This window comes from uncultured Cloacibacillus sp., assembly GCF_963926575.1.
Lineage (GTDB): Bacteria > Synergistota > Synergistia > Synergistales > Synergistaceae > Caccocola > Caccocola faecigallinarum.
Genome location: NZ_CAWUXW010000003.1, coordinates 567,459 through 588,618, shown reverse-complemented (window position 1 = coordinate 588,618; position 21,160 = coordinate 567,459). Strand labels below are relative to the sequence as shown.

The following is a 21,160-nucleotide window of genomic DNA, read 5'->3' as shown; positions in this document are numbered from 1 at the left end:
GAAAAATAAAATGTCAAAGAAACTTGAGGAACTTCGCGAAAAAATCGACGGAATCGACGAAAAGATAGTCAAGCTCTACCGCGAGCGCATGGACGTGACGAAGGACATCGCGGCCTACAAAAAGGAAAAGGAGCTTCCCGTGCTCGACGCCGGACGCGAGCGCGCGGTGCTCGCCAGGATAGGCCAGCTCGCCGGAGACGACCTCGCCGACTACGCCCAGTCGGTCTACCGCACGGTCATGGCGACGACGCGCTCATACCAGAACTTCTGCAACGGCGTGACGTCTGGGACTTACGACAGCATCCGCGCGACGCTCGACTCGACGCCGAAGCTCTTCCCGCAGCGCCCGACGGTAGCCTGCCAGGGCATCGAGGGCGCAAACTCGCAGATAGCCTGCGACAGCCTCTTCAAAGCGCCGACGATTCTTTACTTCAACACCTTTGAGCACGTCTTCAAAGCCGTAGAAAGCGGCATGTGCCAGTATGGAATACTGCCCATAGAGAACAGCACGGCGGGCTCCGTCAACGCTATATACGACCTCATGACGCGCCACAACTTCTACATTGTGCGCGCCGTGCGGCTAAAGGTGACGCACAACCTGCTCGCTAAGCACGGCGTGAAGCTTGAGGACGTCCGCGAAGTGCTATCGCACGGCCAGGCTCTGAGCCAGTGCGCGAACTTCCTCGCCGGCCTCAAAAACGTCAAGGCGACCGTCGTCGAGAACACCGCAGTCGCGGCGCGCACCGTCGCGCAGTCGGAGCGGAACGACCTCGCTGCGCTCTCCTCGCGCTTCTGCGCCGAGGAATACGGCCTCAACGTGCTCAAGGCCAACGTGCAGGATCAGGACAACAACTACACGCGCTTCATCTGCATCTCGAAGAACCTCGAGGTCTATCCCGGCGCGGACCGCACCTCGCTCATGATGACGCTGCCGCACAAGCCCGGCTCGCTCTACAACGTCCTCTCGAAGTTCTACGCGCTCGGCATCAACCTCCGCAAGCTCGAAAGCCGCCCGCTGCCTGACCGCGAATTCGAATTCATGTTCTACTTCGATCTCGAGTGCTCCGTCTACGCGCCCGAGATGGAGAAGCTGTTCCGCGACCTCGAGTGCGAGAGCGAGCATCTGCGCTACCTCGGCACCTACAACGAGGCAATCTGCTGATGGCTGAAGCCGGATACGGCCTTATCGGGGAAAAGCTCGGACACAGCTTTTCCCCGTACATTCACGGCGAGCTCGGCGGCTACGACTACAGCCTCATAGAGCTCGAGCGCGGCGACCTCGGACGCTTCCTCAAACGCGGAGCCTTCCGCGGCATAAACGTCACAGTCCCATATAAAAAGGACGTGATTCCCTACTGCGCGTGGCTCTCGCCAGAAGCGCGGCGCATCGGCAGCGTCAACACGATAGTCAACGACGGCGGCCTGCTGCGCGGATACAATACTGACTACTTCGGCTTCGTCTGCATGCTGCGAAAAGCGGGCATCGACGTGAAAGGCAAGAAAGCGCTCGTCCTCGGCAGCGGCGGGGCCTCGCTTACGGTTCAGACCGCGCTGCACGACCTCGGCGCAAAAAGCGTGACGGTCATATCGCGCGGCGGAGAAGACAACTACGGCAACCTAGAGCGCCACTCGGACGCGCGGCTCATAGTCAACACGACGCCCGTCGGGATGTACCCGAAGGTCGAAGCCGCGCCGCTCTCGCTCGAAATCTTCCCGGACTGCGAAGCCGTCGCCGACATCATATATAACCCGTCGCGGACGAAGCTTCTGCTCGACGCCGAAGCGCGCGGCATCCCGTGCGCGAACGGCCTGCCGATGCTCGTCGCGCAGGCGAAGGCGGCGGCGGAGCTATTCCTCGGGAGAGACATCCCCGACGCGCGAATCGACGAAATCACTTCCGTTATAGAAAAGCGCACGAAAAACATCATTCTTATAGGAATGCCCGGCTGCGGCAAAACGACGGTGGGGAAGCTGCTCGCGCGCAGCCTCGGCAGAGAATTCGCCGACACCGACGAAATGATAGTGCGCGAGGGCGGCCGCTCGATTCCCGACATATTCGCATCGGACGGCGAGGCGGCCTTCCGCGGGCTAGAGCATTCCGTGATAGCGCGCGAGGCGAAGAAATCGTCGCTCGTCATAGCCACCGCGGCGGCTCCGTGCTGCGCGAGGACAACCGCGAGGCGATGCGCATGAATTCGACCGTCGTCTACATCCGCCGCGACCTCGACAAGCTTCCCTCGGCGGGGCGGCCTCTGTCGCAGGCGACGCCGCCGGACGAGCTTTACCGCCGCCGCGCGCCGCTCTACGAAGAGCTCGCGGAGCTCACGGTCTACAACAACGCGAGCGCGCGAGAGACGGCGGACGAAATAATAAGGAGGCTCGGACTATGAAGATACTCGTAATAAACGGACCGAACATCAACATGCTCGGCATCAGGGAGCCCGACATCTACGGGCGCAAAACCTTCGCGGATTTGGAAAGCTTCATCCTCGAGAGCGCGTGCGAGTGCGGCGCGGAAGTCGAGCTTTTCCAGTCGAACCACGAGGGCGCCATCGTAGATAAAATACAGGAAGCCTACGGCGCGAAGGACGGCATAGTGATAAACCCCGCGGCCTACACGCACACGAGCGTTGCGATTCTCGATGCGCTCAAGGCCGTCGCGCTGCCAGCCGTCGAGGTGCACATCTCCGACGTCGACGCGCGCGAGCAGTTCCGCCGGGTCTCCTACGCGGGCATGGCCTGCGAAAAAAAATTCAGCGGCATGGGCTTCGAAGGCTACCGAGAGGCGATAAAATATCTCGCGGAGAAGTACGGCGCGCGCAGAAGTTGACAGACGGCGGCTTTATGCCTATAATCTTCTAGTTTTAGAATACGCTTGGTGCGGGCTTGAAAAGTCCAAAGGGCTGCCTGACACACAGCGGAGGAGGTAAACGAAAGAATGTACGCAGTTATTGAACAGGGCGGAAAGCAGTACAGAGTTTCCGAGGGCGACAAGTTCAAGGTCGAGAAGATCCACGCCGAGGACGGCGCGGTCGTAACCTTCGACAAGGTCATCCTTCTCGGCAAAGACGAAGGCGCAGTCATCGGCGCTCCCTACGTCGAGGGCGCTTCCGTCAGCGCGAAGATCGTCGAAAGCGGAAAGAACGACAAGGTCATCGTCTTCAAGTACCGCAGAAAGAAGAACTACCGCAAATTCCGCGGACACCGCCAGCAGTACACGCTCGTCCAGATCGAGTCCATCAACGGCTAGTTTCTACGCAAAGGGGATAATGAATTATGGCGCATAAAAAAGGACAGGGAAGTTCAACCAAACGGCCGCGACAGTCAGCCTAAGTACCTTGGCATCAAGCGCGGCGACGGCTCGTTCGTAAACGCCGGTACGATAATCCTGCGTCAGAGAGGCACGAAGTACCATCCCGGAGAGAACACCGGCCTCGGACGCGACTTCACGATATTTGCGCTCGTGCCCGGCAAAGTTCGCTTCCAGACGAAGGCCGACCGCAAGTACGTCACGATCGAGCAGCAGGAAACGCTCTAATATATCTACCGACCGATTTTGTCATGGGGGCCCTTGCTGGAGCAGGCCCCCTTTTCTGGTATTTTAAGAGGTGAACAGATGAAATTCGTTGACTCTCTGATAATGTCCGTCAAAGCCGGACGCGGCGGCAACGGCTGCATGAGCTTCCTGCCGAGCGCTTCAAGCCCAACGGCGGCCCCGACGGCGGCAACGGCGGACGCGGAGGCAGCGTTATATTCGAAGCGACGTCGAACCTTCAGACGCTCGCAGACCTTGAGTACATGCACCACATCAAGGGCGAGAACGGCGATCACGGCAAGGGCGCGGCGAGAAACGGGCGCGCTGGCGAGGATAAAATAATCTACGTCCCGTGCGGGACGCTCATCTACGACGCGGAGACCGGCGAAGGCTGCGCAGACCTCGTCGAGCCGCACGACCGCTTCGTCGCGGCGCGCGGCGGCAGGGGAGGGCGCGGCAACCGCTACTTCGCAAGCTCGTCGAGAAAAGCCCCGCGCTTCTGCGAGCAGGGCGAGATGGGCGAGGAGGTCAAGCTCCGCCTCGAACTGCGCCTGATCGCGGACGTGGGCCTCGTAGGACTGCCCAACGTAGGCAAGTCGAGCATACTCGCCGCCATCTCCAACGCGCAGCCGAAGATTGCGAACTATCCCTTCACGACGCTCTCGCCGAACCTCGGCGTTATAAACACGGGCGACGAAAGAATAGTCATCGCGGACATCCCCGGCCTTATCGAGGGCGCGCACGAAAACAAGGGGCTCGGCCTCGAATTCCTGCGCCACGTGGACAGGACGCGGCTTCTGATACACGTGCTGAGCCTCGAAAGCGGCGACTTCGACACCATCGTCGAGGATTTTGAGGTCGTGCGCAGCGAGATGCGCAAGTACGACCCCGAGCTTGACGAGCGTCCGTTCTTCGTCGCGGGAAACAAGCTCGACGAAGTCCCCGAGGAGTTCGTGCCCGAGCTGACGGCGCAGCTTTCGGACTATTTCGAGAAAAAGGGCGTATCCTTCATGACGCTGAGCGCGCTCACGGAAGAGGGAATCCCGAGCTCGTAAAGCGCGTTACAAAATTCACCGCCGACCATCCGCGGCCGGAAAGCAGCGTAAGGCTATACGCGCTTGAAGAAAAGCCGCTTGAAAAAATGCTGAACCGCAAGCGCATGAAGATACAGATAATCTCCATGCACGGCGGCGGCTACCGCGTGCTTCACTACAAGCTCGAAAGGCTGTCGAGCGCTACGACTTCAGCCAGGAAGAGAACGTCGCGCGCTTCACGAAGCTGCTTCGCCGCTACAAGGTCGAAGAACTGCTCGAAGCCGCCGGCGCTCAGCCAGGCGACCTCGTGAGCATCGGCTACAAGGATTTCAATTTCTACCCGGATTACTATCCCGAAGAGACGTACGACGAAGAGCCCGAGCCGGAGCTTGAGGAATTCGAGGACGGCGGCGAAGAGGACGAAGATGAATAACCGCGCCGCGGAAAGCCCCGACGGTATAAAGATAGGAATAATGGGCGGGACCTTCGACCCGATCCATTACGGCCACCTTCTCGCCGCGGACGAGGCGCACGCGGCCTTCGGCCTCTCCGAGGTCATATTCATCCCGTCGGGACACCCGCCGCACAAGGCGAACAAAAAGCTCACCTCGCCCGAGGACCGTTACCTGATGACGGAGCTGGCGACAGTCGACTGCCCGTATTTCAGCGTTTCGCGCGTCGAGATAGACCGGCAGGGCAGCAGCTACACGATAGACACGCTGCGGGCGCTGCGCGCGATGCCGGAATACGCGGGCGCGCAGTTCTATTTCATAACGGGGCTCGACGCGGTGCTCGACATCGTCTCTTGGAAAAATCCCGAAGAAATAATGAGGCTGTGCCGTTTCGTAGCGGTCAGCCGCTACGGATATTCGCCGAAGAAAATGACTCTGAGATAGCGCGTGAGCTCAGAACAAAAATAATCCCGCTGGAGATTCCGCTGCTCGCGATATCGAGCACGGAGCTCAGGGAGCGCGCGAGAAACGGCAGAAGCATCCGCTTCATGGTGCCTCCGGCGGTGGAGAAGTTCATAAGAAAAAAATCTCTGTACAGAAACAACACGGAGGAATAGGTCTTGAGGCGTTCGACAACGAAAACGATTATACTCGCCGTCCTGCTCGGATTCATAGCGGCGGCGGCCGGCGTGGGGGTGCGCCTCTACACGGCATGGAACTCAAAGGGCGAGACGCTGATAGACGCGGCTAAAAAGTCGGCGGAAAACAGCGCCTCATACGACGCCCTCGAAAGCCAGGGCAAATTCAACATCCTGCTCATGGGCGAAGACAACGTCGACGGTTCGAGACGTTCCGACACGATACTCTTCATAACGGTCGACATCGACGACAAGAACATCAGGGTGCTCTCGCTGCCGCGCGATACGCGCGTCATGATACCGGGCCACGGCACGCAGAAGCTCAACCACGCCTTCGCCTACGGCGGACAGGACCTCATGCGCGCGACCGTCACGAACTACCTCGGCGAGCCGATACTTTACTACATGATAGTGGACTACGACAGCTTCCCGGCCTTCGTCGACATGCTCGGCGGGGTTGAGATAGACGTGCCGAAGCGTATGCGCTACGTCGACCGCGCCGGCGGCCTCGACATAAACATACAGCCCGGCCTCCAGACGCTCGACGGCAAAACTGCCCTGCACTTCGTGCGCTTCCGCAAGGACGCGCTCGGCGACATCGGACGCATACAGCGCCAGCAGCAGTTCCTCAAGGCTATGCTGAAAAAGGCCTACGACCCGCGCGTGATAATCCGCCTTCCCGAGCTTGCGGCTCAGGCTATGAAGATATTCCGGACGGATATGTCCACCTCCTTCGCGCTTCAGCTCGCTGGATTCATACAGAACGAAGTGGGGCGCGACAAGATGCTCTTCTCGACGCTGCGCGGAACGCCTGCGACCATCGACGGCCTCAGCTACTGGATGGGCGACGTGCGCGACGCGAAGCGCTTCCTCAACGCGCCGTTTGAAGAGCTGACCGGCGAAAAGACGGAAGCGGGAGAGGGCGGTGCCGGCGAGCAGCAGCCCGCGGAGGATGAAAAAGCGGAGAAGCCGGGAATGACGGCAGAACAGCTCGCGGAGCTTGTGAAGTCGATGCCCGAATCGGTCGCGGTCCTCAATGGAACCGGCAAAAGCGGAGTCGCGGGCGAAATTTCCACGCGCCTCCAGAAAATCGGCGTCGACGTCGTACACACCGGCAACGCGAAGCATTTCGACTACCGCTACAGCAACATAGTCTATCCCTCCGACGCTCCGTCGAGCGTCAAGGATACGGCGAAGACGCTCGGAAAGCTGCTTCGGATACCGGAAGGGCTCGTGAGACCGGGACAGCAGGCATTCTACGCATCGCTCGTCGCGGGCCACGACTTATAACCGTCTCGTGACGCTGCTCGACGAGCTGGTAAAGATAAGCGGCGAACATTAAAATATAACCGAACGACAGAAAAGGAGATGGAGCCAGGAATGGCGGACAAGAAAGACTTTTGCGCACCGTACAAAAAGCTTATAGACGCCCTGATCGACAAGCACGCGCTCGAGGTGACGGCGCACGACCTCAGCGAAGTCTCGGGCTTCGCCGACATCTTCATCGTCGCGATAGCGCGCTCCGAGCTCCACGGCAGGACGCTCAAGGACACGGCTATGGACACGCTCGACGAAATGGGCTTCTCCTACAGAATAGAAGGGGAGACCAGCACGAAGTGGACGCTGCTTGACGCGGGCGACCTCATCGTGAACATACTGAGCCGCGAGGGACGCGACTTCTATCGTCTCGACTCGCTCTGGGGCGACGCTCCGACCGAAAGATTCTTCGACGAGGACGAATAATTATGGACTGCGTATTCTGCAAGCTTAAAGACTACGTGCTCGAAAACGAGCTCGCCTACGCCGTATTCGACGTGATGCCCGTCAATCCGGGGCATCTTCTGATAATCCCGAAGCGTCACGTGCAGAACTACTTCGACATAACGCCCGAAGAGGAGCTGGCGATGCACGACCTTCTGCACAAGGGCAAAAAGCTCATCGACGAGAAATATTCTCCCGACGGCTACAACTTCGGCGTCAACTGCAACGAGTGCGCCGGCCAGACCGTCATGCACGTCCACATGCACCTCATCCCGCGTTATAAAGGCGACACGAAGTTCGTACACGGGGGAGTGCGCGGTGTAATTCCAGAGAAGATGTCAGATCTCGAAAAATAACACAACGTTATCAGAGTTATAAGACGTTATAATCCGACGGTGAAACAGCCGCCGGATTTTTTATTTACACGCTGCGGTTTATAATAAGAGCCGTGACAGCTTGGCAGCAAAATGATTGGAGGACGCGAAGATGAAAATAGCAGTATTTGGGATAGGCGGCATAGGCGGTCTGGTCGGCGGCGCTCTGGCGCGGAAGAACGCAGAGACATATTTCATAGCGCGCGGAAAAACGCTTGAAGCCATACGCAGCCGCGGCCTGTATGTAGAATCCGCGCTGCTAGGCGATTTCACCGTCAGGCCGAAAGAGGCCGCCGAATCGGCGGACGGCTTCGGCAAGATGGACGCCGTCATAATTTCCTGCAAAGGATACAGCCTCAAAGATGCCTGCCGCATCGTCTCTCCGATGGTGGGCGAGGATACGCTCGTCGTCCCGCTGCTCAACGGCGTCGGAGTCTCCGACATGATGAAACCGCTGCTTCCTCCATGCCTCCTTACGGACGGAGTCATCCACGTCTTCAGCCACATAGAGGAGCCGGGCCATATTGTCCAGAGCTACGGCCCGTGCCATGTCATCATAGGCATGAAGGAGGGCGAACGTCCGCAAAAGCTCGACGAACTTGCGGAAACGCTCAACGGTGCGGGGATAAAGACGAGCGTCAGCGAGGACATACTTTTCGAGAGCTGGCGCAAATATCTGATAATGTGCGGCAACAGCGTCGTCTTCTGTTACTACGACGGCCCGGCGTGGAAGGTGCGCGAGCACGCAGATTATAAGGACACTGTGCGCGCCGCAGCGAACGAAATAATTTCCGTTGCTGCTGCAAACGGCGTAAAAACTGCCCGAAGGCTCCGCTGACTTGTGCGCTGAGAACTTTATGAAGCTTGCGCCCGAAACGGTTAACTCTCTGTACCGTGACCTGAGCTCCGGCAAACCTCCGCAGAAAACCGAACTTGACCACCTTATAGGCAGAATGATAGAAATGGGCCGCGCGGCGAACATTCCGACGCCGTACCATGAGATGGCGTATAAACGCTTCGCACCAGAAAAACGATAAAATTACAATAAGGCGGGAATACTAAATAGATTTATAAGCGGCGCATCCCCGTAAAATCTCTAAAATGACAGGCGTTTGAAGAGGGGGAGCGTCTTTATAATAATGTCCTATAATTTATGTTATGTTACATAAAACCCCTCTCGAAACTTAAGAGAGGGGTTTTATGATGATTTTTAGCGTATTTTTATATATGACTTCTTAACCTTTAAGACTTATATAATATTGCGCTTGTGTAACGTTTATTATAACGTTATATCTTACAAAGCGTTCTTCACGATCTGCATGAAGCTGTCGGGCTTGAGCGACGCGCCGCCTACGAGGACGCCGTCGATGTCGGCCTGCGAGATTATGCCTTTCGTGTTGTCGGCCTTGACGCTGCCGCCGTACAGGATGATGAGCTCGCCGGCGGTCTTTTCGCAGAAGTTTTCCTTCGCGAGTCCGCGTATGAATCCGCAGACCTCTTCGGCATCGGCGTCGCTCGCGGTCTTGCCGGTGCCTATAGCCCATACCGGTTCGTAGGCGATTATCATTTTATGAGCGAGCGTCTCTCCGTCTATACCTTTGAGCCCCTCGACGAACTGCCTCTTGATAACGTCGAAGGCTTTGCCGCCCTCGCGCTCTTCGAGCGTTTCACCGACGCAGAGAACGGCTACGAGGCCGCATTCTATCGCGGCGTGTACCTTTTTATTAAGTTCTTCGTCGGTTTCGCGGAATATGTGGCGTCTCTCGCTGTGGCCTATGAGGACGTGCGTCGCGCCTATCTCGGTAATCATTGGGCCGGAGGTCTCGCCGGTGAAGGCTCCGCTCTTTTCCCAGTGCATATTTTCCGCGCCGACTATTACGGGCAGTTCTTTTGCCGCGTTTACCGCCGTCAGCAGGGAAACTGCTGGAACGAAGAAGGCTATCTCTTCGGTTCCTGCGGCTACGGCTTCCTGTACCTCTTTCGCGTCCTTCAGTTCGGCGCCGAATTTGCTAAAGAATTCACTTGTCGCCGCCGGGCCGTGGTTCATCTTCCAGTTTCCGGCGATGAATTTTCTGCGCATTTTATATTCCTCCAATTATCGTCATATCGTCTGGTGCGGAAATCGCGGCGAAACGGCCATTTTCCCACACCGCTGGGCGCTTTGCTCTAACGTTATATTATTGTCATATAATGTTGATAACGTTAGATATAAATAAACGCCTCCACTTTTGATGAAGGCGTTTATTTTATCGTTTGTCTTACTCTACGACGTAGGGCTCTATGCCGGGAAGGCTCTTGCCTTCGAAGAATTCGAGGCTCGCTCCCCCGCCCGTCGAGACGTGCGATACCTTGTCTTCCATCTTGAAGAGCGCTATCGCCGCCGCGGAGTCTCCCCCGCCTACGACCGTCAGAGCGCCGTTCGCCGTCGCGTCGGCGAGCGCCTTGGCTACCGCCTCCGTGCCTTTCGCGAAAGCGGGCATTTCAAAGACGCCCATCGGGCCGTTCCAGAGGACGGTCTTCGCGGCGAGTATCTCTTTCGCGAAGAGCTCCGCCGTCTCGGGGCCTATGTCGAGTCCCATCTCGTCCTGCGGGATGGCATCGGCCTTGACTGCCTTAGCGGGAGCGTCGGCCTTGAACTCGGGCGCGACTATTGCGTCAACCGGCAGAAGTATCTTCACGCCGAGCGCCTTCGCCTCTTCGAGCATTTTGGCCGCGAAGTCGAGCTTCTCCGTCTCGCAGAGCGATTTGCCTATCTCGAGCCCCTGGGCTTTGAGGAAGGTGAAGGCCATTCCTCCGCCGATGAGTATCGTGTCGGCTTTCTTGAGCATGTTCTCGACGACCGCGATTTTGTCGGAGACCTTGGCTCCTCCGAGGATGAGCACGAAGGGCTTCTTCGGCTCGTCGCGCGCCGCGGAGAGCATCGTTATCTCGCGGTCGATGAGCTTGCCCGAGAAGGACGGAATGAGCTCCGCCGCAGCGCGCGTCGAGGCGTGCGCCCTGTGCGCGGCGCTGAAGGCGTCCATGACGAATACGTCGAAGTTCTTGACGAGCTTCTTCGCGAACTCCATGTCGTTCTTTTCCTCTTCCGGATGGAAGCGGACGTTTTCGAGCAGGAGCACTTCTCCGTCTTTCCAGTCCGCGACGGCTTCGTCGACCTTCTCGCCGATGCAGTCGGAGACGAAGCGCACGGGCCATCCTGTCAGCTTCGCGAGCTCTTCGCCGACGGGCTCGAGCGTGTATTTGAGGTTGACCGTTCCCTTCGGGCGGCCGAGGTGCGAGACGAGCGCGATTTTAGCGCCCGCGTCGCGCAGAGCCGTCAGCGTCGGAAGATGCGCCTTTATGCGCGTGTCGTCGCTGACCCTGCCGTCGGCCAGGGGGACGTTGAAGTCCACCCTGACCAGAACCTTTTTACCCGCTACGTCCGAGGGAGAAAAGGTCTTGAGGCGCATAGCGTTACAGTCCTTTTTTGAGGATGTAGTTCGCGAGGTCTATTACTCTGTTGCTGTAGCCGCACTCGTTGTCGTACCACGAGAGGAGCTTTATCATCTTGTCGCCCATAGCCATCGTGTGGCGCGGCGCGAATATCGAGGAGTGCGTGTCGCCGACGAAGTCCATAGAAACGAGGTCTTCCGGCTCGTACTCGAGGATGCCCTTGAGGTAGGTCTCGGCGGCTTCCTTCATCGCGGCGTTCACGTCGTCGGCCGTCGCGGGCTTCTCAAGCACCACGGTGAGGTCTACGACGGAGACGTCCGGCGTCGGGACGCGGAGCGCGAAGCCGTTGAGCTTGCCCTTGAGCTCCGGCATGACTTCGGAGATGGCCTTCGCCGCGCCGGTGCTGGTCGGGATGATGGAGAGCGCCGCGGCTCTTCCGCGCGAGAGGTTCTTGTGCGGGAAGTCGAGCGTCTTCTGGTCGTTCGTGTAAGCGTGGACGGTGTTCATAAGTCCTTCTTTGATGCCGAACTTGCTCTGGAGGACCTTGCAGACTGGCGCGAGGCAGTTCGTCGTGCAGGAAGCGTTGGAGATAATGTTGTGCTTCTCGGGGTCGTAGACTTCCTCGTTGACGCCCATGACTATCGTCGCGTCATGGTTCTTCGCGGGGGCGGAGATGATTACCTTCTTCGCGCCGGCGGCGATGTGGGCCGAAGCCTGGTTGGCGTCGGTGTAGCGTCCGGTCGACTCGATGACGAGGTCAACGCCCATTTCCTTCCACGGGAGCTTCGCGGGATCGGGCTCGGCGAGGGCTCTGATTCTCTGTCCGTTTACGACGAGGTAGTCTCCGTCGACTTCGACGGTGCCCGGGAAGCGGCGGAAGACCGAGTCGTACTTGAGAAGATACGCGAGAGAGGACGGCGGCGTCAGGTCGTTGATAGCGACTATTTCAAATTCGTTTTCCTTGCCGTTCGTGAAGAACGCGCGAAGGGAGAGACGCCCGATGCGTCCGAAACCGTTGATTGCAACCTTATACTTGGCCATGATAAAATGCCCTCCTTATAGGTTATATCCTTTGCATTATATTTGCCGGAGAGGGATAAACTTCCGCTTATCCCTCTCACGGTGATTTTGACGCTTTTTCCTCCGTCCGTCAAACGGCGGACGGAGGCTTGAAGCTAAAGCTTTGCGAAAAATTTACGCTTCCGTTTCGAGGTCTTCGTGGAGCACGCGGAGAAGCTCTCCGAGAGCCGCGGCGCTGAGCACGTCTCCGTGCGGGCGGTACGGCATCATGCCGTCGAAGAGCTGGGCCACTCCGCCGAGGCATCCGTGGCGCAGGTGCGAGTTGAACGGACGGATGAACGCCCAGCCGAGGTCCTTCCTCGTCGGGTTGTATTTCAGGTAGGCCGTTATAAACTGGCCGAGGAGCCAGGGCCACGCCATGCCGCGGTAGCAGGCCTTGATGCGCTGGTCGAGGCGGCCCTCGAAGCGGCCCTTGAATTTATCGTGGCGCGGGTCGAGCGTGCGCAGGCCGTAGGTCGTGTAGAGCTCGTTCCAGCAGAGGCGTACGACCTTCTGCGCGGTCTCGGGCGAAAGCGGGCTGTAGGGCAGCGACGCCGCGAGTATCTGGTTCGGCCTGATTGAGTTGTCGGTCTTGAAGGTCTCGGGATCGACGCAGTCGTAGAGGCCGTTCATGTCGAAGCTCCAGAATGTGTCGTTGAAGGACTTCGCGCACTTCTCCGCCGCTTCTCCGTACTGCTTGTCGCCGGTGAGCTGCTCGGCGGTCTTCAGCGCGTTGTACCAGAGCGCGTTGACCTCGACGAGGTAGCCCTTGCGCGCGACGACGACTTCGTCGCCCGCGGTCGCGCCCATCCAGTGGCGCGCCGTGTCGGAGACCGTGAGCTTGAGGAGCATGTTCGAGTCGCAGACGACGTCGAGCTGCGGCACTCCGTTGAGATATCTGTCTACGATCTGTTTCACGCCGTTCGCGAGCGTTTCGGCATCGGCTCCCGCGTCCTTCACGTGGCCGAGGTATTTGCCCGCCGCGTAAACGAACCAGAGTCCGTTGTCGGCTCCGCCGTTTTCAAAGGCGCATCCGCAGCCGGACACTCTCTCCGGCATGACCCAGCCGTTCTTCTCCGCCGCGCCGAGCCAGTATTTCAGCGTCTTGAGCGCGACCGCCTCGCGGCCCGTCGCAAGCAGAAGGCCCGGCAGCGCGATGAAGGTGTCGCGCGGCTTCGCGTCGACCGAGGGATAGCCCGTGTATATCGGCGCTGTGCACTCTTCGCGGTCGTCGACGAGGTGGTACGAGGAAACTATCATATCCTGTTCGGCGCTGTTGTTCGCCGGAATGTTGGCCTGTTCGAGTATGTCTTCGAAGCGGGCTGCGGCTTCCTGCTCCATCGCCGCAAGCTGCTTCGCGTTGAAGTTCTGCGGTTCCTGCGAGAGAACCACGTAGAGGACGTCGCCCTCGGAGAGCTCGTTCGAGATGAGCCCAGGCGACCAGAGGTGGTCCACCGACGGGGCGTCGATGCGGTCGTCCTGCTCGTAGATGAGGTTCTCAAACCAGAGCGGCTTGAGCGACCACGTGCCAGCCGTAGCGGAGACGCGGCTCGTGCGGCCCTTGCCGCTGATGCTGATGCTGTGCGCGTCGTCGGACGATACGCTGAAATCGGCGCTGTTCGACTCGGCGCAGACGGCGTTGCTGTACCTGTGCGCGACGAGCGGGCGCAGGTCGAGGCGGATCTTGTCCGGAGCAGCGAGAAGCTCGTACTTGATCACCGTGCATTCCTTGCCGCGCGGCATAAATATAGATTTTTTCAGGAGGATGCTGTGAATAACGAAAAGCATGCTCGGATATGGATTTCCCTGATATTCCTGAAGGTATCTGTAACCGTCGGGATAAACCAGATCCTTGTATCTATTTGTCGAAAGCTGGTATTTTTTGTTGCGGTCGAAGAGCGTTTCTTCGATTTTACTGACGAGGACGGAATGCTGTTTTTCTTCTCCGTTCCTGACGACCAGGAGTCCGTGTTCCCTTCTCGTGTTAGCACCTATGACTGTGGAGAAGCCGTAACTCCCGCGCCCGTTTGAAATCAGAAATTCTCTCCCGGCGCCTTTGTCGTAGGTGTTAACGTCCGCTTTTCCTAAGTACATTGGCATCATCCCCCTTTAGTTGCGTCTGAAGTATATGTTCTAACTTTCGCCATCTATATTCTACCGTACTTTTGCTAATTGGTCTCGGTAAAGTTTGGCCAAGTTCTTTCAAAGATATGCTCGGATTTCGTTTTCTCGCCGCGACGAGCTCGAAAAGCGGTTCCGGAAGCGTTTCCGTTATGCCCAGCTCGTCCATGCGGCGTATCAGCTCCATCTGTCCGCGCGCCGCCTCGATGCTTTTGTTTATGTTCGCGGCGTCGCAGTTGACGAGCTTGTTCGCGTGGCTGCGCATCGAGCGGTAGATGGCCGTCTCCTCGAGCGAGAGCGCCGTCTTGACGAGCCCCATGCGCGAGAGCAGGGTTACTATCTGCTGCTGGTCGCGCAGCGTGAGCTCCCTGTAGGTCGCTCGCTTGCGCACGCCGACGGTGAAGCCGCAGGATTTCAGTATCGCCTGGAGGCGCTCCGCCGAGCCGTTCGCCGTCTGCGGGCGCATGATGAGGTAATATCCGGCCTTCGGCATGTAGAGCGCGCCGCAGCTTCCGAAGATGCCGCGCACCCAGCCCCAGTTGCGCGTGCGCTTCGCCGTTGCGCGCGTGACGGCTAGTATATCCGCAGTGCGCTCCTTGTCCGCCGCGAATACTATCTTGCCCTTTATCTGCGTGTCGACGAGCCTTATGCCCTGCTGTCCGTCCGCGGGACATGAGCAGCACTCGCCCCACAGCCGCATGAGCCGCCTGACCGCGAAGAGGCGCGGCGATATAAACATGATTTCCTCGCCGCGCGCGCGCGAAGGCAACCCGTCGAGAATGCCCGCAGCTTCGTCGCGCGCCTGCTCGTTCGACGGCATCGCGCCCCATTCGTCCCAAATAGTTCTGTTGACGCTTTCCATTGTAGGCCTCAGTTCTTTCTGTTGCCGCGCACTATTTCCATTATCGTCTCGGAAAGGTGCTTCGCGTTGTGGCGCAGGTATTTTCCGTTCTTTATCTCGCAGTAGTCGCCGTATATGATTTCGCTGCCGAGAGATTCGAGGTATTCTTCTTCCTTTGCCGACAGGTAGAGCGGCTCCGCGCCGATGCTCGCGTAGCGCGTCACGAATTCCTCCGGTATCGCGGACTGGTTCGCGAGTATGTAGTCCGGCACCGCGCCGAGGATGCTCGCTATCCAGTCGACGTGGGCGACGATGTTCATGCCCTCGGTCTCCTTCGGCTGCGTCATGAGGTTCGCTATATAAATGATGGGGACCTTCACGTCGCGCAGCAGCGCCGCCATCTCCGTGAGCAGCAGGTTCGGCATCACGCTTGTAAATAAACTGCCCGGGCCGAGCACTATCACCTCGGCCTCGGATAGCGCGCGCTTCACCGCGTCGAGCGGCTCCGCGTCCGACGGCTCTATCCAGAGCTTCGCGAGCTCGCGCCCGTGGTCGGAAATTTCAAGCTCGCCCGTGAGCCTTTCGCCGTCCTTCGTCTCGCCTTTCAGCACTACGTTTTCCGTCGTAACCGGGAGCACCTGCCCGCGGATGGCGAGCATCTTGTTTAGCTCCTCGACGGCGCGCTGGAAGTCCCCCATCATCTCCGTCGTCGCAAGCAGGATGAGGTTGCCGAGGCTGTGCCCCTTCAGCTCTCCTCTGTCGAAGCGGAAATTCAGCAGGCTGTTCAGCGAGCTGTCGTTCTCCGCGAGTGCGACGATGCAGTTGCGGATGTCGCCGGGCGGCAGCATCCCCCACTCCTGGCGCAGGCGTCCGGAGCTTCCGCCCTCGTCGGTGACGGCGACGACCGCCGTGATGTTTCGCGTGAAGCCCTTGAGGCCGCCCAATAGCGTCGAAAGGCCCGTGCCGCCGCCTATGGCGACTATGCGCGGCCCCATCGAGAGCCTGTATTCCATCGCGTTCGTGATTATGCTGCTCCTCGAATGCTTTGCGCGGCGCAGCCGAAGCCGCTTGGAGGAGGCGAAATAGACGGACGCCCCACCCGCCGCGAAAGCTGCTGCAAAAACGAGGAAAAAGAGGGCTCCGCTCACCGCATATTGCCCTTGTCTATGTCGCGGTGCGTGATTACGACGCGCTTGCCAGCGGAGGCTATCGCCGCTCCGACAATCTCCGCCACGGCGACCGAGCGGTGGCGTCCGCCCGTGCAGCCGAAGCAGATATGAAGCTGCTTCTTGCCGGTCTCGCAGTAGACCGAGGCGATATAGTCGAGCAGAGGCACGGCCATGTCGAGGAATTTTTTCAGCGACGGGAAGCCGTCGAGGTACCTCCGCACGGCTTCGTCCTTGCCGGAAAGCATGTGCAGGTCGTCCACGTAATTCGGGTTGGGAAGGAAGCGCACGTCGAATATGTAATCCGCGTCCTGCGGCGCGCCGTACTTGAAGCCGAACGAGCTGACGATGACCGACGGCTCCGCGACGGAGACCCCGGTCGACTCAAGCACGCGGGCTTTGAACTCGGGCAGTTTGAACTTGCTCGTGTCGATGACGATGTCGGCTTTTTCCATAATCGCCGAGAGCGTCATGCGTTCCTCGCGTATGCCCTGGAGTATCGTGTTGCCGTCTGCGAGCGGATGGCGGCGGCGCGTCGTCTCGTAGCGGCGCACGAGCGCCTCGTCCGACGCGTTTATAAAAAGCACCTCCGCGTCCACGCCCTTCTCGCGCAGCTTCTCCACGACGCAGCTGAGGTCGTTGAGCAGCTCCTTGCCGCGCGCGTCCACAACCGCGGCGACGCCGTAATTCACGGCCGCGGGGTGGTTTGCGAGCACGTCCATGAGCTGCGGAAGCAGCGCGGGCGGAAGATTGTCGATAGCGTAAAAGCCCTGATCCTCAAATACGTTGAGAGCCGAGGACTTCCCCGCCCCCGACATACCCGTGATTATGATGCAGCGCTTTATCTCCCTTTTCCCATCCATTTTGAATCATCTCACTTACAGCGGCGCAGCCGGAAGATAAGGCCGAAAGCGGCCTACAAGCGAATTATAACAAATTTAAGGGCGCAGCGCAGAAAAAGCGGCGGCTTCGAATCAAACTGCGCGAAGCCGCCGCCTTATGCCGTTCCGCCACCGCGGAGTTTACCAGTCGCGCTCCCCTATCGCGTCCTCAACGTCGATGTCTATGCCGAACCAGTCGAGGATATAGCCGACGGTCACGCCTATGCTGTCGCGCGCCACCGTCTCTATTTCGCTGTCGTTTTCGTCGAACTCCTCCTGCAAATCGTTGATGGCGAGCGTCATCTCGTCGCGCTTCGCCTGTATGACTTCTTTGTCGGTTTCGTCGCTTTCGAGCAGAGCGATGACTGGCGTGATGCAGTCCTTCACCTTCTCAACTAGGAATTTCGGGTAATAGTCGTCCTCGACCATATCTTTGAGCAGAACGTAGTTTTCGTCGAATTTTTTCATCGCTGTGTCCCTCCTTAATATTCTATCTTCAGCGTCATGCCCGGCAGCGCCGCGCCTTCGCTGCGCGTTATCGCGTGCTTGTCCTCCGCCGAGAAGCCTATCGTCTCGCCGTCGTTCAGCGTCACGTCGTACTCTATGACATAGGCCGCCATGCTCGAAAGGAAGTTCTGAACGTCCGACGGTTCGGCATCGGCGTCGAGCACCTCCATCTCGTCCTTGCCGAAGCACTCCATTCCGTATGTGTAGCCGCAGACGCCGCGCTCGCTGCGGTAGAGGCCGAACCATATCAGGTTGAATATCGGGAATTCTCCGCCCTTCATCATATCCGCAAATTTATAGAAGAAGCTCGGCTCGAAGACGGTGCCGCTCGTGTAGATGCCGGTCGCGCGCTTCTGGCGGCAGCAGCAGGCGGCGAGCTTGACGTAGAGCTCCGCGCGTTCGACTAGGCTCGCTTCCTTTCCCGTAACACCGACCATGATGTGAGCTTTATGCGCTTTCGCAACGTTGACCGCCTCGGGCCACATGTAATTGCTTTCGGCGTTTTCCTCAGCTTCGCCGTCGGGGACGGGCATCTGCATGAGGCTAGCTGCGGCTATCATATCGCCTATCTGGAATACAAGCGAGTCGTCGCTCACTTCGTCGTCGTCATCTTCCGTTGCGTCGATGTCCCATTCTTCATTCAAGTCGCGGATGAGCTGTTCTTTGTCCCATTCTTCCTCTGAGAGCAGCACGAAGCCGACGAACGCCCCGGCCTTCTCTTTGCGCTCCTCGGCGAGCTTCGCCTGCTCCATCCAGTAGGAGCGTATCATCTCGACCATCGCTGTCGCCTTCTCGACCGCCGTCGATTCGTCGTACTCCTCCATTTCGCTGTAGACATGGCCGCTGTGTTCCAAATCTCCGCCCTCGTAGCCGCCGCATACGCCGAGCAGCCATTTGCCGCCGACCTCGCGTTTGTACCTGAACAGGTAATAGGTCATGTCATGCAGCTCGAAGGTCCCCGCGCACTCTATTTCGGCGGGAGCCTCGCCGAGCTCGTGCGGGTGCTCGAGCCATTCAATCATGGCGTCGCGCGCCGCCTGCATCTGTTTTTCGTTCATCGTTGTTTCCCCTTTCGCATTTCTCCATATTTTATGAATGGAACTCAATCATTACGCCGCAGACTATGAGCAGAGAGCCTGCGGCGAAAAAGAATATCCGCCGTCCCGTCCTGCCAAGCAGGTGCGCGTACGGCTTGCCCACCGGGTCGCAGAGCCAACACCAATTCCGCACCGCGCCCATGACAAAGAGCGCGCCCGCCGCAATGCAGACGAAGCCGCGGTTTTCTCCGATGACTCTGAGATAGCGCGTTCAGCATCCATGCCTGCGCCTACTCTTCGTCCTCTTCCCCGCCGCCGTCAAGCTTGCGGAAGTCGAGAGATTCTCCGTAGGAGCGCGTGAGGAACGGCATTATCTCCGGGTCGTAGTTGCAGATTGTGTTCAGGTCGCAGATACTGAAATTGTCCTCGTCGTCGAGATACTCTTCGTCCTCGTCTCCCGCGAGGAACAGCCAGCCGCTTTTCCAGCCCTCGTCGCAGCGCGACGGCCTGAATCTCTCGCAATACCCGACCTTGCAGCCGTCGACTAGAATCCTGTCGCTCGCGCAGCACTCTGCCGCGCCCTCCCAGTCTTTGAGCAGAGGCTTTATATCCTCGGGCTTTATCGCGAAATTTTTCTCCGGCATCTGATTTTCGTCGAGCGCCTTCCACTGCGCGTAACGGCGGTCGATTACCTCCGCCATCGCGCGGTAATAGTCCTCGCTCCACGGCACGAAGAGATAGGCAGCGCCGCCGAACTCCTCGCTTTTCGCGCGCTCCTCGCCGAAGTACGCCGCGGCGTGAGCCTTCACGTCCTTTATATATGCGTAGGGCGTGGCGCGGCTTCCCCAGCTGTACCATTTAGCGAACTCCGTCCCCTCATGGTTGAAGTACGTCAGCGAAAGTTTGCCGTTTATATTATCGTCGTCCCGCATGAACTCGCGCAGGTCAGTAAGTTCGCCTTTCTTCACCGCCTCGACTGTTTCGCCGTGGCTGCGGAGGAACGGATTGCTCATCAAATCATGCTCTATGCACCAGCGCAGGTAAATCGCCAGATGGTTGTAGGCTGCAAGTTCATCGACGGGCAGTTTTTTCTCTTCTATGGTCTTGGCGTACTCCTCAGCCGATTCCATGAGCGCGTCGTCGTAATCTATTTTGTCCGCGTCGGTGATGACGTTAAGCCTCTGCGGGTCGATTACCTCAAGCGTTTCGTCGGAACATTTTTCGAGAAGTTCGTCGACACCGTGCTCGCGTTTGAAATCTATCTCCTCTTTATAGAGCGGGATGAGCTGATAGAAATTTACCTCGTCGCCGTCCGCGAGCCGGCAGGTGTAGGAATCCTCGCCGAACACGCCGGGCGAGAGCAGCAGCGCGCCGCAGAGCTTTGTATCGTCCGAGAACGGAACTCCGTCGTCGTCTCCGAGCGTGTGTCCCCAGCCGAGCCATGTGTCTCTGTCCCTCAGCGGATAGCGCGCCGTAGATTTCAGGATACGGATAGGCCAAAACCATTTGTCGTCGTCAAACGCCTCTTTCGTGAGATTCCAGTCTGGCGGCAGATTTATAAGAAGCTCCGCGCGTTCGAGCTTCTGGTCCGCAAGCTCCTCCGGGACGTTCATTTTGTGCGCGCCCATGCCGAGCGTGACGAGCGTGTAATAGTTGTGCTCCTCGCGCGGCGGTATGACGCATACGTCGAGGTGTACGCCCTCCGACGCGATTTCGTGCATCACATTGCCGTAGTCGCCGAAGTATTTTGCTATGTGGTCCTGCACTGTGTTCCAATCGGCGTCGTCGTATGTCTCAAGCGTAAAGTTTTCGCCGCCGTCTTCGTTGTCGTCGTCGAGGAACTCCCGTATGCTTCCTATAAGTTTTTTAGCGTCTTCGCTGTCCGGCTCAAGTTCGAGCCACCGTTCCGCGTACTCCAGCGCCTCGGCCTCTCGTCCGTCCGCCATCCAGAGCGCGTATGCCATGCGCGAATTCCAGAACGGGTCGCTCTCTCCCCCGGCGCGGATTGACTCGAAGATAGATATAGCCTTGTCGAGCAGTTCGCGGTCGACCTTGTCCGCGTCGCCGTCGGGGCGTTCGCAGTGCGGGCCGAGAACCGCTATGTTGCTGTAGGCGCGTCCGAGCAGAAGCGTAAGCTCATACCCGCGCTCCGCCTCCGGCACCGCCTCTATCGCCTCGACGCATTTTTCAAACTCGTTTTCGTCGTTCCATTGCCTGATCTGTTCTTCCAGGTTTTTCATATACTTGCCTCCTTATGGGCTGCAATAATAAAAAACGCCTCTTTCGGCGCGGCGCGGCGCGCAGAGAGAAGCGTGAATTTTG

General features: G+C 58.6%; 24 protein-coding genes and 1 pseudogene. 14 read left to right on the top strand and 11 right to left on the bottom strand.

Going from position 1 to position 21,160, the window contains the following annotated elements:
* The first annotated feature begins 10 nt into the window (after positions 1-10).
* The 14 genes and pseudogenes from ABGT66_RS07955 (at position 11) to ABGT66_RS07890 (ending at position 8,632) form a co-directional block, all read left to right on the top strand.
* A complete protein-coding gene (locus tag ABGT66_RS07955) occupies positions 11-1,162 on the top strand; it encodes a bifunctional chorismate mutase/prephenate dehydratase (RefSeq protein ID WP_300263772.1) in 1,152 nt (383 codons plus the stop codon).
* Positions 1,162-2,193 (top strand): shikimate kinase, encoded by a 1,032-nt coding sequence (locus ABGT66_RS07950; RefSeq protein ID WP_346689985.1) that lies wholly within the window; start codon positions 1,162-1,164, stop codon positions 2,191-2,193. The genes ABGT66_RS07955 and ABGT66_RS07950 overlap by 1 nt, the downstream gene beginning before the upstream one ends.
* Positions 2,190-2,390, top strand: coding sequence for a hypothetical protein (locus tag ABGT66_RS07945; RefSeq protein WP_346689983.1), 201 nt, complete (start codon positions 2,190-2,192; stop codon positions 2,388-2,390). Before ABGT66_RS07950 ends, ABGT66_RS07945 begins: the two co-directional genes overlap by 4 nt.
* Positions 2,387-2,830: a type II 3-dehydroquinate dehydratase gene (gene aroQ, locus ABGT66_RS07940; protein WP_346689982.1), complete on the top strand. Its 444-nt coding sequence runs from the start codon at positions 2,387-2,389 to the stop codon at positions 2,828-2,830. The genes ABGT66_RS07945 and aroQ overlap by 4 nt, the downstream gene beginning before the upstream one ends.
* A 108-nt stretch (positions 2,831-2,938) precedes the next feature.
* Positions 2,939-3,250, top strand: a complete 312-nt coding sequence (gene rplU / locus ABGT66_RS07935; protein WP_294194466.1) for a 50S ribosomal protein L21 — start codon at positions 2,939-2,941, stop codon at positions 3,248-3,250.
* A 26-nt stretch (positions 3,251-3,276) separates the two neighbouring features.
* Positions 3,277-3,538, top strand: a pseudogene (rpmA, locus tag ABGT66_RS07930) (50S ribosomal protein L27).
* A 134-nt stretch (positions 3,539-3,672) separates the two neighbouring features.
* Positions 3,673-4,590 (top strand): Obg family GTPase CgtA, encoded by a 918-nt coding sequence (cgtA, locus tag ABGT66_RS07925; protein WP_346690462.1) that lies wholly within the window; start codon positions 3,673-3,675, stop codon positions 4,588-4,590.
* A gap of 86 nt (positions 4,591-4,676) precedes the next feature.
* Positions 4,677-4,880, top strand: coding sequence for a hypothetical protein (locus ABGT66_RS07920; RefSeq protein ID WP_346689980.1), 204 nt, complete (start codon positions 4,677-4,679; stop codon positions 4,878-4,880).
* Positions 4,814-5,002, top strand: coding sequence for a hypothetical protein (locus ABGT66_RS07915; protein WP_346690461.1), 189 nt, complete (start codon positions 4,814-4,816; stop codon positions 5,000-5,002). The genes ABGT66_RS07920 and ABGT66_RS07915 overlap by 67 nt, the downstream gene beginning before the upstream one ends.
* Complete coding sequence (nadD, locus tag ABGT66_RS07910) at positions 4,995-5,465, top strand: nicotinate-nucleotide adenylyltransferase (protein ID WP_346689978.1); 471 nt, start codon at positions 4,995-4,997, stop codon at positions 5,463-5,465. The genes ABGT66_RS07915 and nadD overlap by 8 nt, the downstream gene beginning before the upstream one ends.
* 176 nt (positions 5,466-5,641) lie before the next feature.
* Complete coding sequence (locus ABGT66_RS07905) at positions 5,642-6,949, top strand: LCP family protein (RefSeq protein ID WP_346689976.1); 1,308 nt, start codon at positions 5,642-5,644, stop codon at positions 6,947-6,949.
* Between the two features lie 90 nt (positions 6,950-7,039).
* A complete protein-coding gene (gene rsfS, locus ABGT66_RS07900) occupies positions 7,040-7,402 on the top strand; it encodes a ribosome silencing factor (protein ID WP_294194476.1) in 363 nt (120 codons plus the stop codon).
* 2 nt (positions 7,403-7,404) lie between these two features.
* Positions 7,405-7,776, top strand: coding sequence for an HIT family protein (locus tag ABGT66_RS07895; RefSeq protein ID WP_346689974.1), 372 nt, complete (start codon positions 7,405-7,407; stop codon positions 7,774-7,776).
* Between the two features lie 130 nt (positions 7,777-7,906).
* Complete coding sequence (locus ABGT66_RS07890; protein ID WP_346689973.1) at positions 7,907-8,632, top strand: 2-dehydropantoate 2-reductase; 726 nt, start codon at positions 7,907-7,909, stop codon at positions 8,630-8,632.
* Between the two features lie 456 nt (positions 8,633-9,088).
* On the opposite strand, the gene tpiA is transcribed toward ABGT66_RS07890, so the two are convergent.
* From tpiA to ABGT66_RS07835, 11 genes are all read right to left on the bottom strand, one after another.
* Complete coding sequence (tpiA, locus tag ABGT66_RS07885; RefSeq protein ID WP_346689971.1) at positions 9,089-9,874, bottom strand: triose-phosphate isomerase; 786 nt, start codon at positions 9,872-9,874, stop codon at positions 9,089-9,091.
* Positions 9,875-10,052: 178 nt separating this feature from the next.
* Positions 10,053-11,243 (bottom strand): phosphoglycerate kinase, encoded by a 1,191-nt coding sequence (locus tag ABGT66_RS07880; RefSeq protein WP_346689969.1) that lies wholly within the window; start codon positions 11,241-11,243, stop codon positions 10,053-10,055.
* A 4-nt stretch (positions 11,244-11,247) separates the two neighbouring features.
* On the bottom strand, positions 11,248-12,267 hold the full coding sequence (gap, locus tag ABGT66_RS07875) for a type I glyceraldehyde-3-phosphate dehydrogenase (protein WP_346689967.1): 1,020 nt from the start codon (positions 12,265-12,267) through the stop codon (positions 11,248-11,250).
* Positions 12,268-12,420: 153 nt separating this feature from the next.
* A complete protein-coding gene (locus tag ABGT66_RS07870) occupies positions 12,421-14,379 on the bottom strand; it encodes an amylo-alpha-1,6-glucosidase (RefSeq protein ID WP_346689965.1) in 1,959 nt (652 codons plus the stop codon).
* On the bottom strand, positions 14,354-15,268 hold the full coding sequence (gene whiA, locus ABGT66_RS07865; protein WP_346689963.1) for a DNA-binding protein WhiA: 915 nt from the start codon (positions 15,266-15,268) through the stop codon (positions 14,354-14,356). Before whiA ends, ABGT66_RS07870 begins: the two co-directional genes overlap by 26 nt.
* 8 nt (positions 15,269-15,276) lie before the next feature.
* Positions 15,277-16,260 carry a gluconeogenesis factor YvcK family protein gene (locus ABGT66_RS07860; protein ID WP_346689962.1) on the bottom strand — a complete coding sequence of 328 codons (984 nt, stop codon included), beginning with the start codon at positions 16,258-16,260 and terminating at the stop codon, positions 15,277-15,279.
* A gap of 131 nt (positions 16,261-16,391) precedes the next feature.
* Entirely contained in the window at positions 16,392-17,276 is an 885-nt protein-coding gene (gene rapZ / locus ABGT66_RS07855; protein ID WP_346689960.1) for an RNase adapter RapZ, read from the bottom strand.
* Between the two features lie 159 nt (positions 17,277-17,435).
* On the bottom strand, positions 17,436-17,762 hold the full coding sequence (locus ABGT66_RS07850) for a DUF5713 family protein (RefSeq protein WP_346689958.1): 327 nt from the start codon (positions 17,760-17,762) through the stop codon (positions 17,436-17,438).
* A 14-nt stretch (positions 17,763-17,776) separates the two neighbouring features.
* On the bottom strand, positions 17,777-18,859 hold the full coding sequence (locus tag ABGT66_RS07845) for a DUF4261 domain-containing protein (protein ID WP_346689956.1): 1,083 nt from the start codon (positions 18,857-18,859) through the stop codon (positions 17,777-17,779).
* Positions 18,860-18,890: 31 nt separating this feature from the next.
* Positions 18,891-19,064 (bottom strand): Imm17 family immunity protein, encoded by a 174-nt coding sequence (locus ABGT66_RS07840; RefSeq protein ID WP_346690460.1) that lies wholly within the window; start codon positions 19,062-19,064, stop codon positions 18,891-18,893.
* A gap of 64 nt (positions 19,065-19,128) precedes the next feature.
* The gene (locus tag ABGT66_RS07835; RefSeq protein WP_346689955.1) at positions 19,129-21,078 is read right to left on the bottom strand and encodes a DUF2185 domain-containing protein; all 1,950 of its coding nucleotides are present in this window, start codon (positions 21,076-21,078) and stop codon (positions 19,129-19,131) included.
* Positions 21,079-21,160: the final 82 nt, after the last annotated feature.

Coding starts and splice junctions, on each gene's coding strand:
- ABGT66_RS07950 (WP_346689985.1), top strand. CDS start 1,162: ATGGCTGAAGCCGGATACGGCCTTATCGGGGAAAAGCTCGGACACAGC.
- gap (WP_346689967.1), bottom strand. CDS start 12,267: ATGGCCAAGTATAAGGTTGCAATCAACGGTTTCGGACGCATCGGGCGT.
- ABGT66_RS07870 (WP_346689965.1), bottom strand. CDS start 14,379: ATGTACTTAGGAAAAGCGGACGTTAACACCTACGACAAAGGCGCCGGG.
- rapZ (WP_346689960.1), bottom strand. CDS start 17,276: ATGGATGGGAAAAGGGAGATAAAGCGCTGCATCATAATCACGGGTATG.
- whiA (WP_346689963.1), bottom strand. CDS start 15,268: ATGGAAAGCGTCAACAGAACTATTTGGGACGAATGGGGCGCGATGCCG.
- ABGT66_RS07920 (WP_346689980.1), top strand. CDS start 4,677: ATGCTGAACCGCAAGCGCATGAAGATACAGATAATCTCCATGCACGGC.
- ABGT66_RS07835 (WP_346689955.1), bottom strand. CDS start 21,078: ATGAAAAACCTGGAAGAACAGATCAGGCAATGGAACGACGAAAACGAG.
- tpiA (WP_346689971.1), bottom strand. CDS start 9,874: ATGCGCAGAAAATTCATCGCCGGAAACTGGAAGATGAACCACGGCCCG.
- rplU (WP_294194466.1), top strand. CDS start 2,939: ATGTACGCAGTTATTGAACAGGGCGGAAAGCAGTACAGAGTTTCCGAG.
- nadD (WP_346689978.1), top strand. CDS start 4,995: ATGAATAACCGCGCCGCGGAAAGCCCCGACGGTATAAAGATAGGAATA.
- ABGT66_RS07880 (WP_346689969.1), bottom strand. CDS start 11,243: ATGCGCCTCAAGACCTTTTCTCCCTCGGACGTAGCGGGTAAAAAGGTT.
- ABGT66_RS07945 (WP_346689983.1), top strand. CDS start 2,190: ATGAATTCGACCGTCGTCTACATCCGCCGCGACCTCGACAAGCTTCCC.
- ABGT66_RS07845 (WP_346689956.1), bottom strand. CDS start 18,859: ATGAACGAAAAACAGATGCAGGCGGCGCGCGACGCCATGATTGAATGG.
- aroQ (WP_346689982.1), top strand. CDS start 2,387: ATGAAGATACTCGTAATAAACGGACCGAACATCAACATGCTCGGCATC.
- ABGT66_RS07860 (WP_346689962.1), bottom strand. CDS start 16,260: ATGGAATACAGGCTCTCGATGGGGCCGCGCATAGTCGCCATAGGCGGC.
- ABGT66_RS07955 (WP_300263772.1), top strand. CDS start 11: ATGTCAAAGAAACTTGAGGAACTTCGCGAAAAAATCGACGGAATCGAC.
- rsfS (WP_294194476.1), top strand. CDS start 7,040: ATGGCGGACAAGAAAGACTTTTGCGCACCGTACAAAAAGCTTATAGAC.
- ABGT66_RS07890 (WP_346689973.1), top strand. CDS start 7,907: ATGAAAATAGCAGTATTTGGGATAGGCGGCATAGGCGGTCTGGTCGGC.
- ABGT66_RS07850 (WP_346689958.1), bottom strand. CDS start 17,762: ATGAAAAAATTCGACGAAAACTACGTTCTGCTCAAAGATATGGTCGAG.
- ABGT66_RS07895 (WP_346689974.1), top strand. CDS start 7,405: ATGGACTGCGTATTCTGCAAGCTTAAAGACTACGTGCTCGAAAACGAG.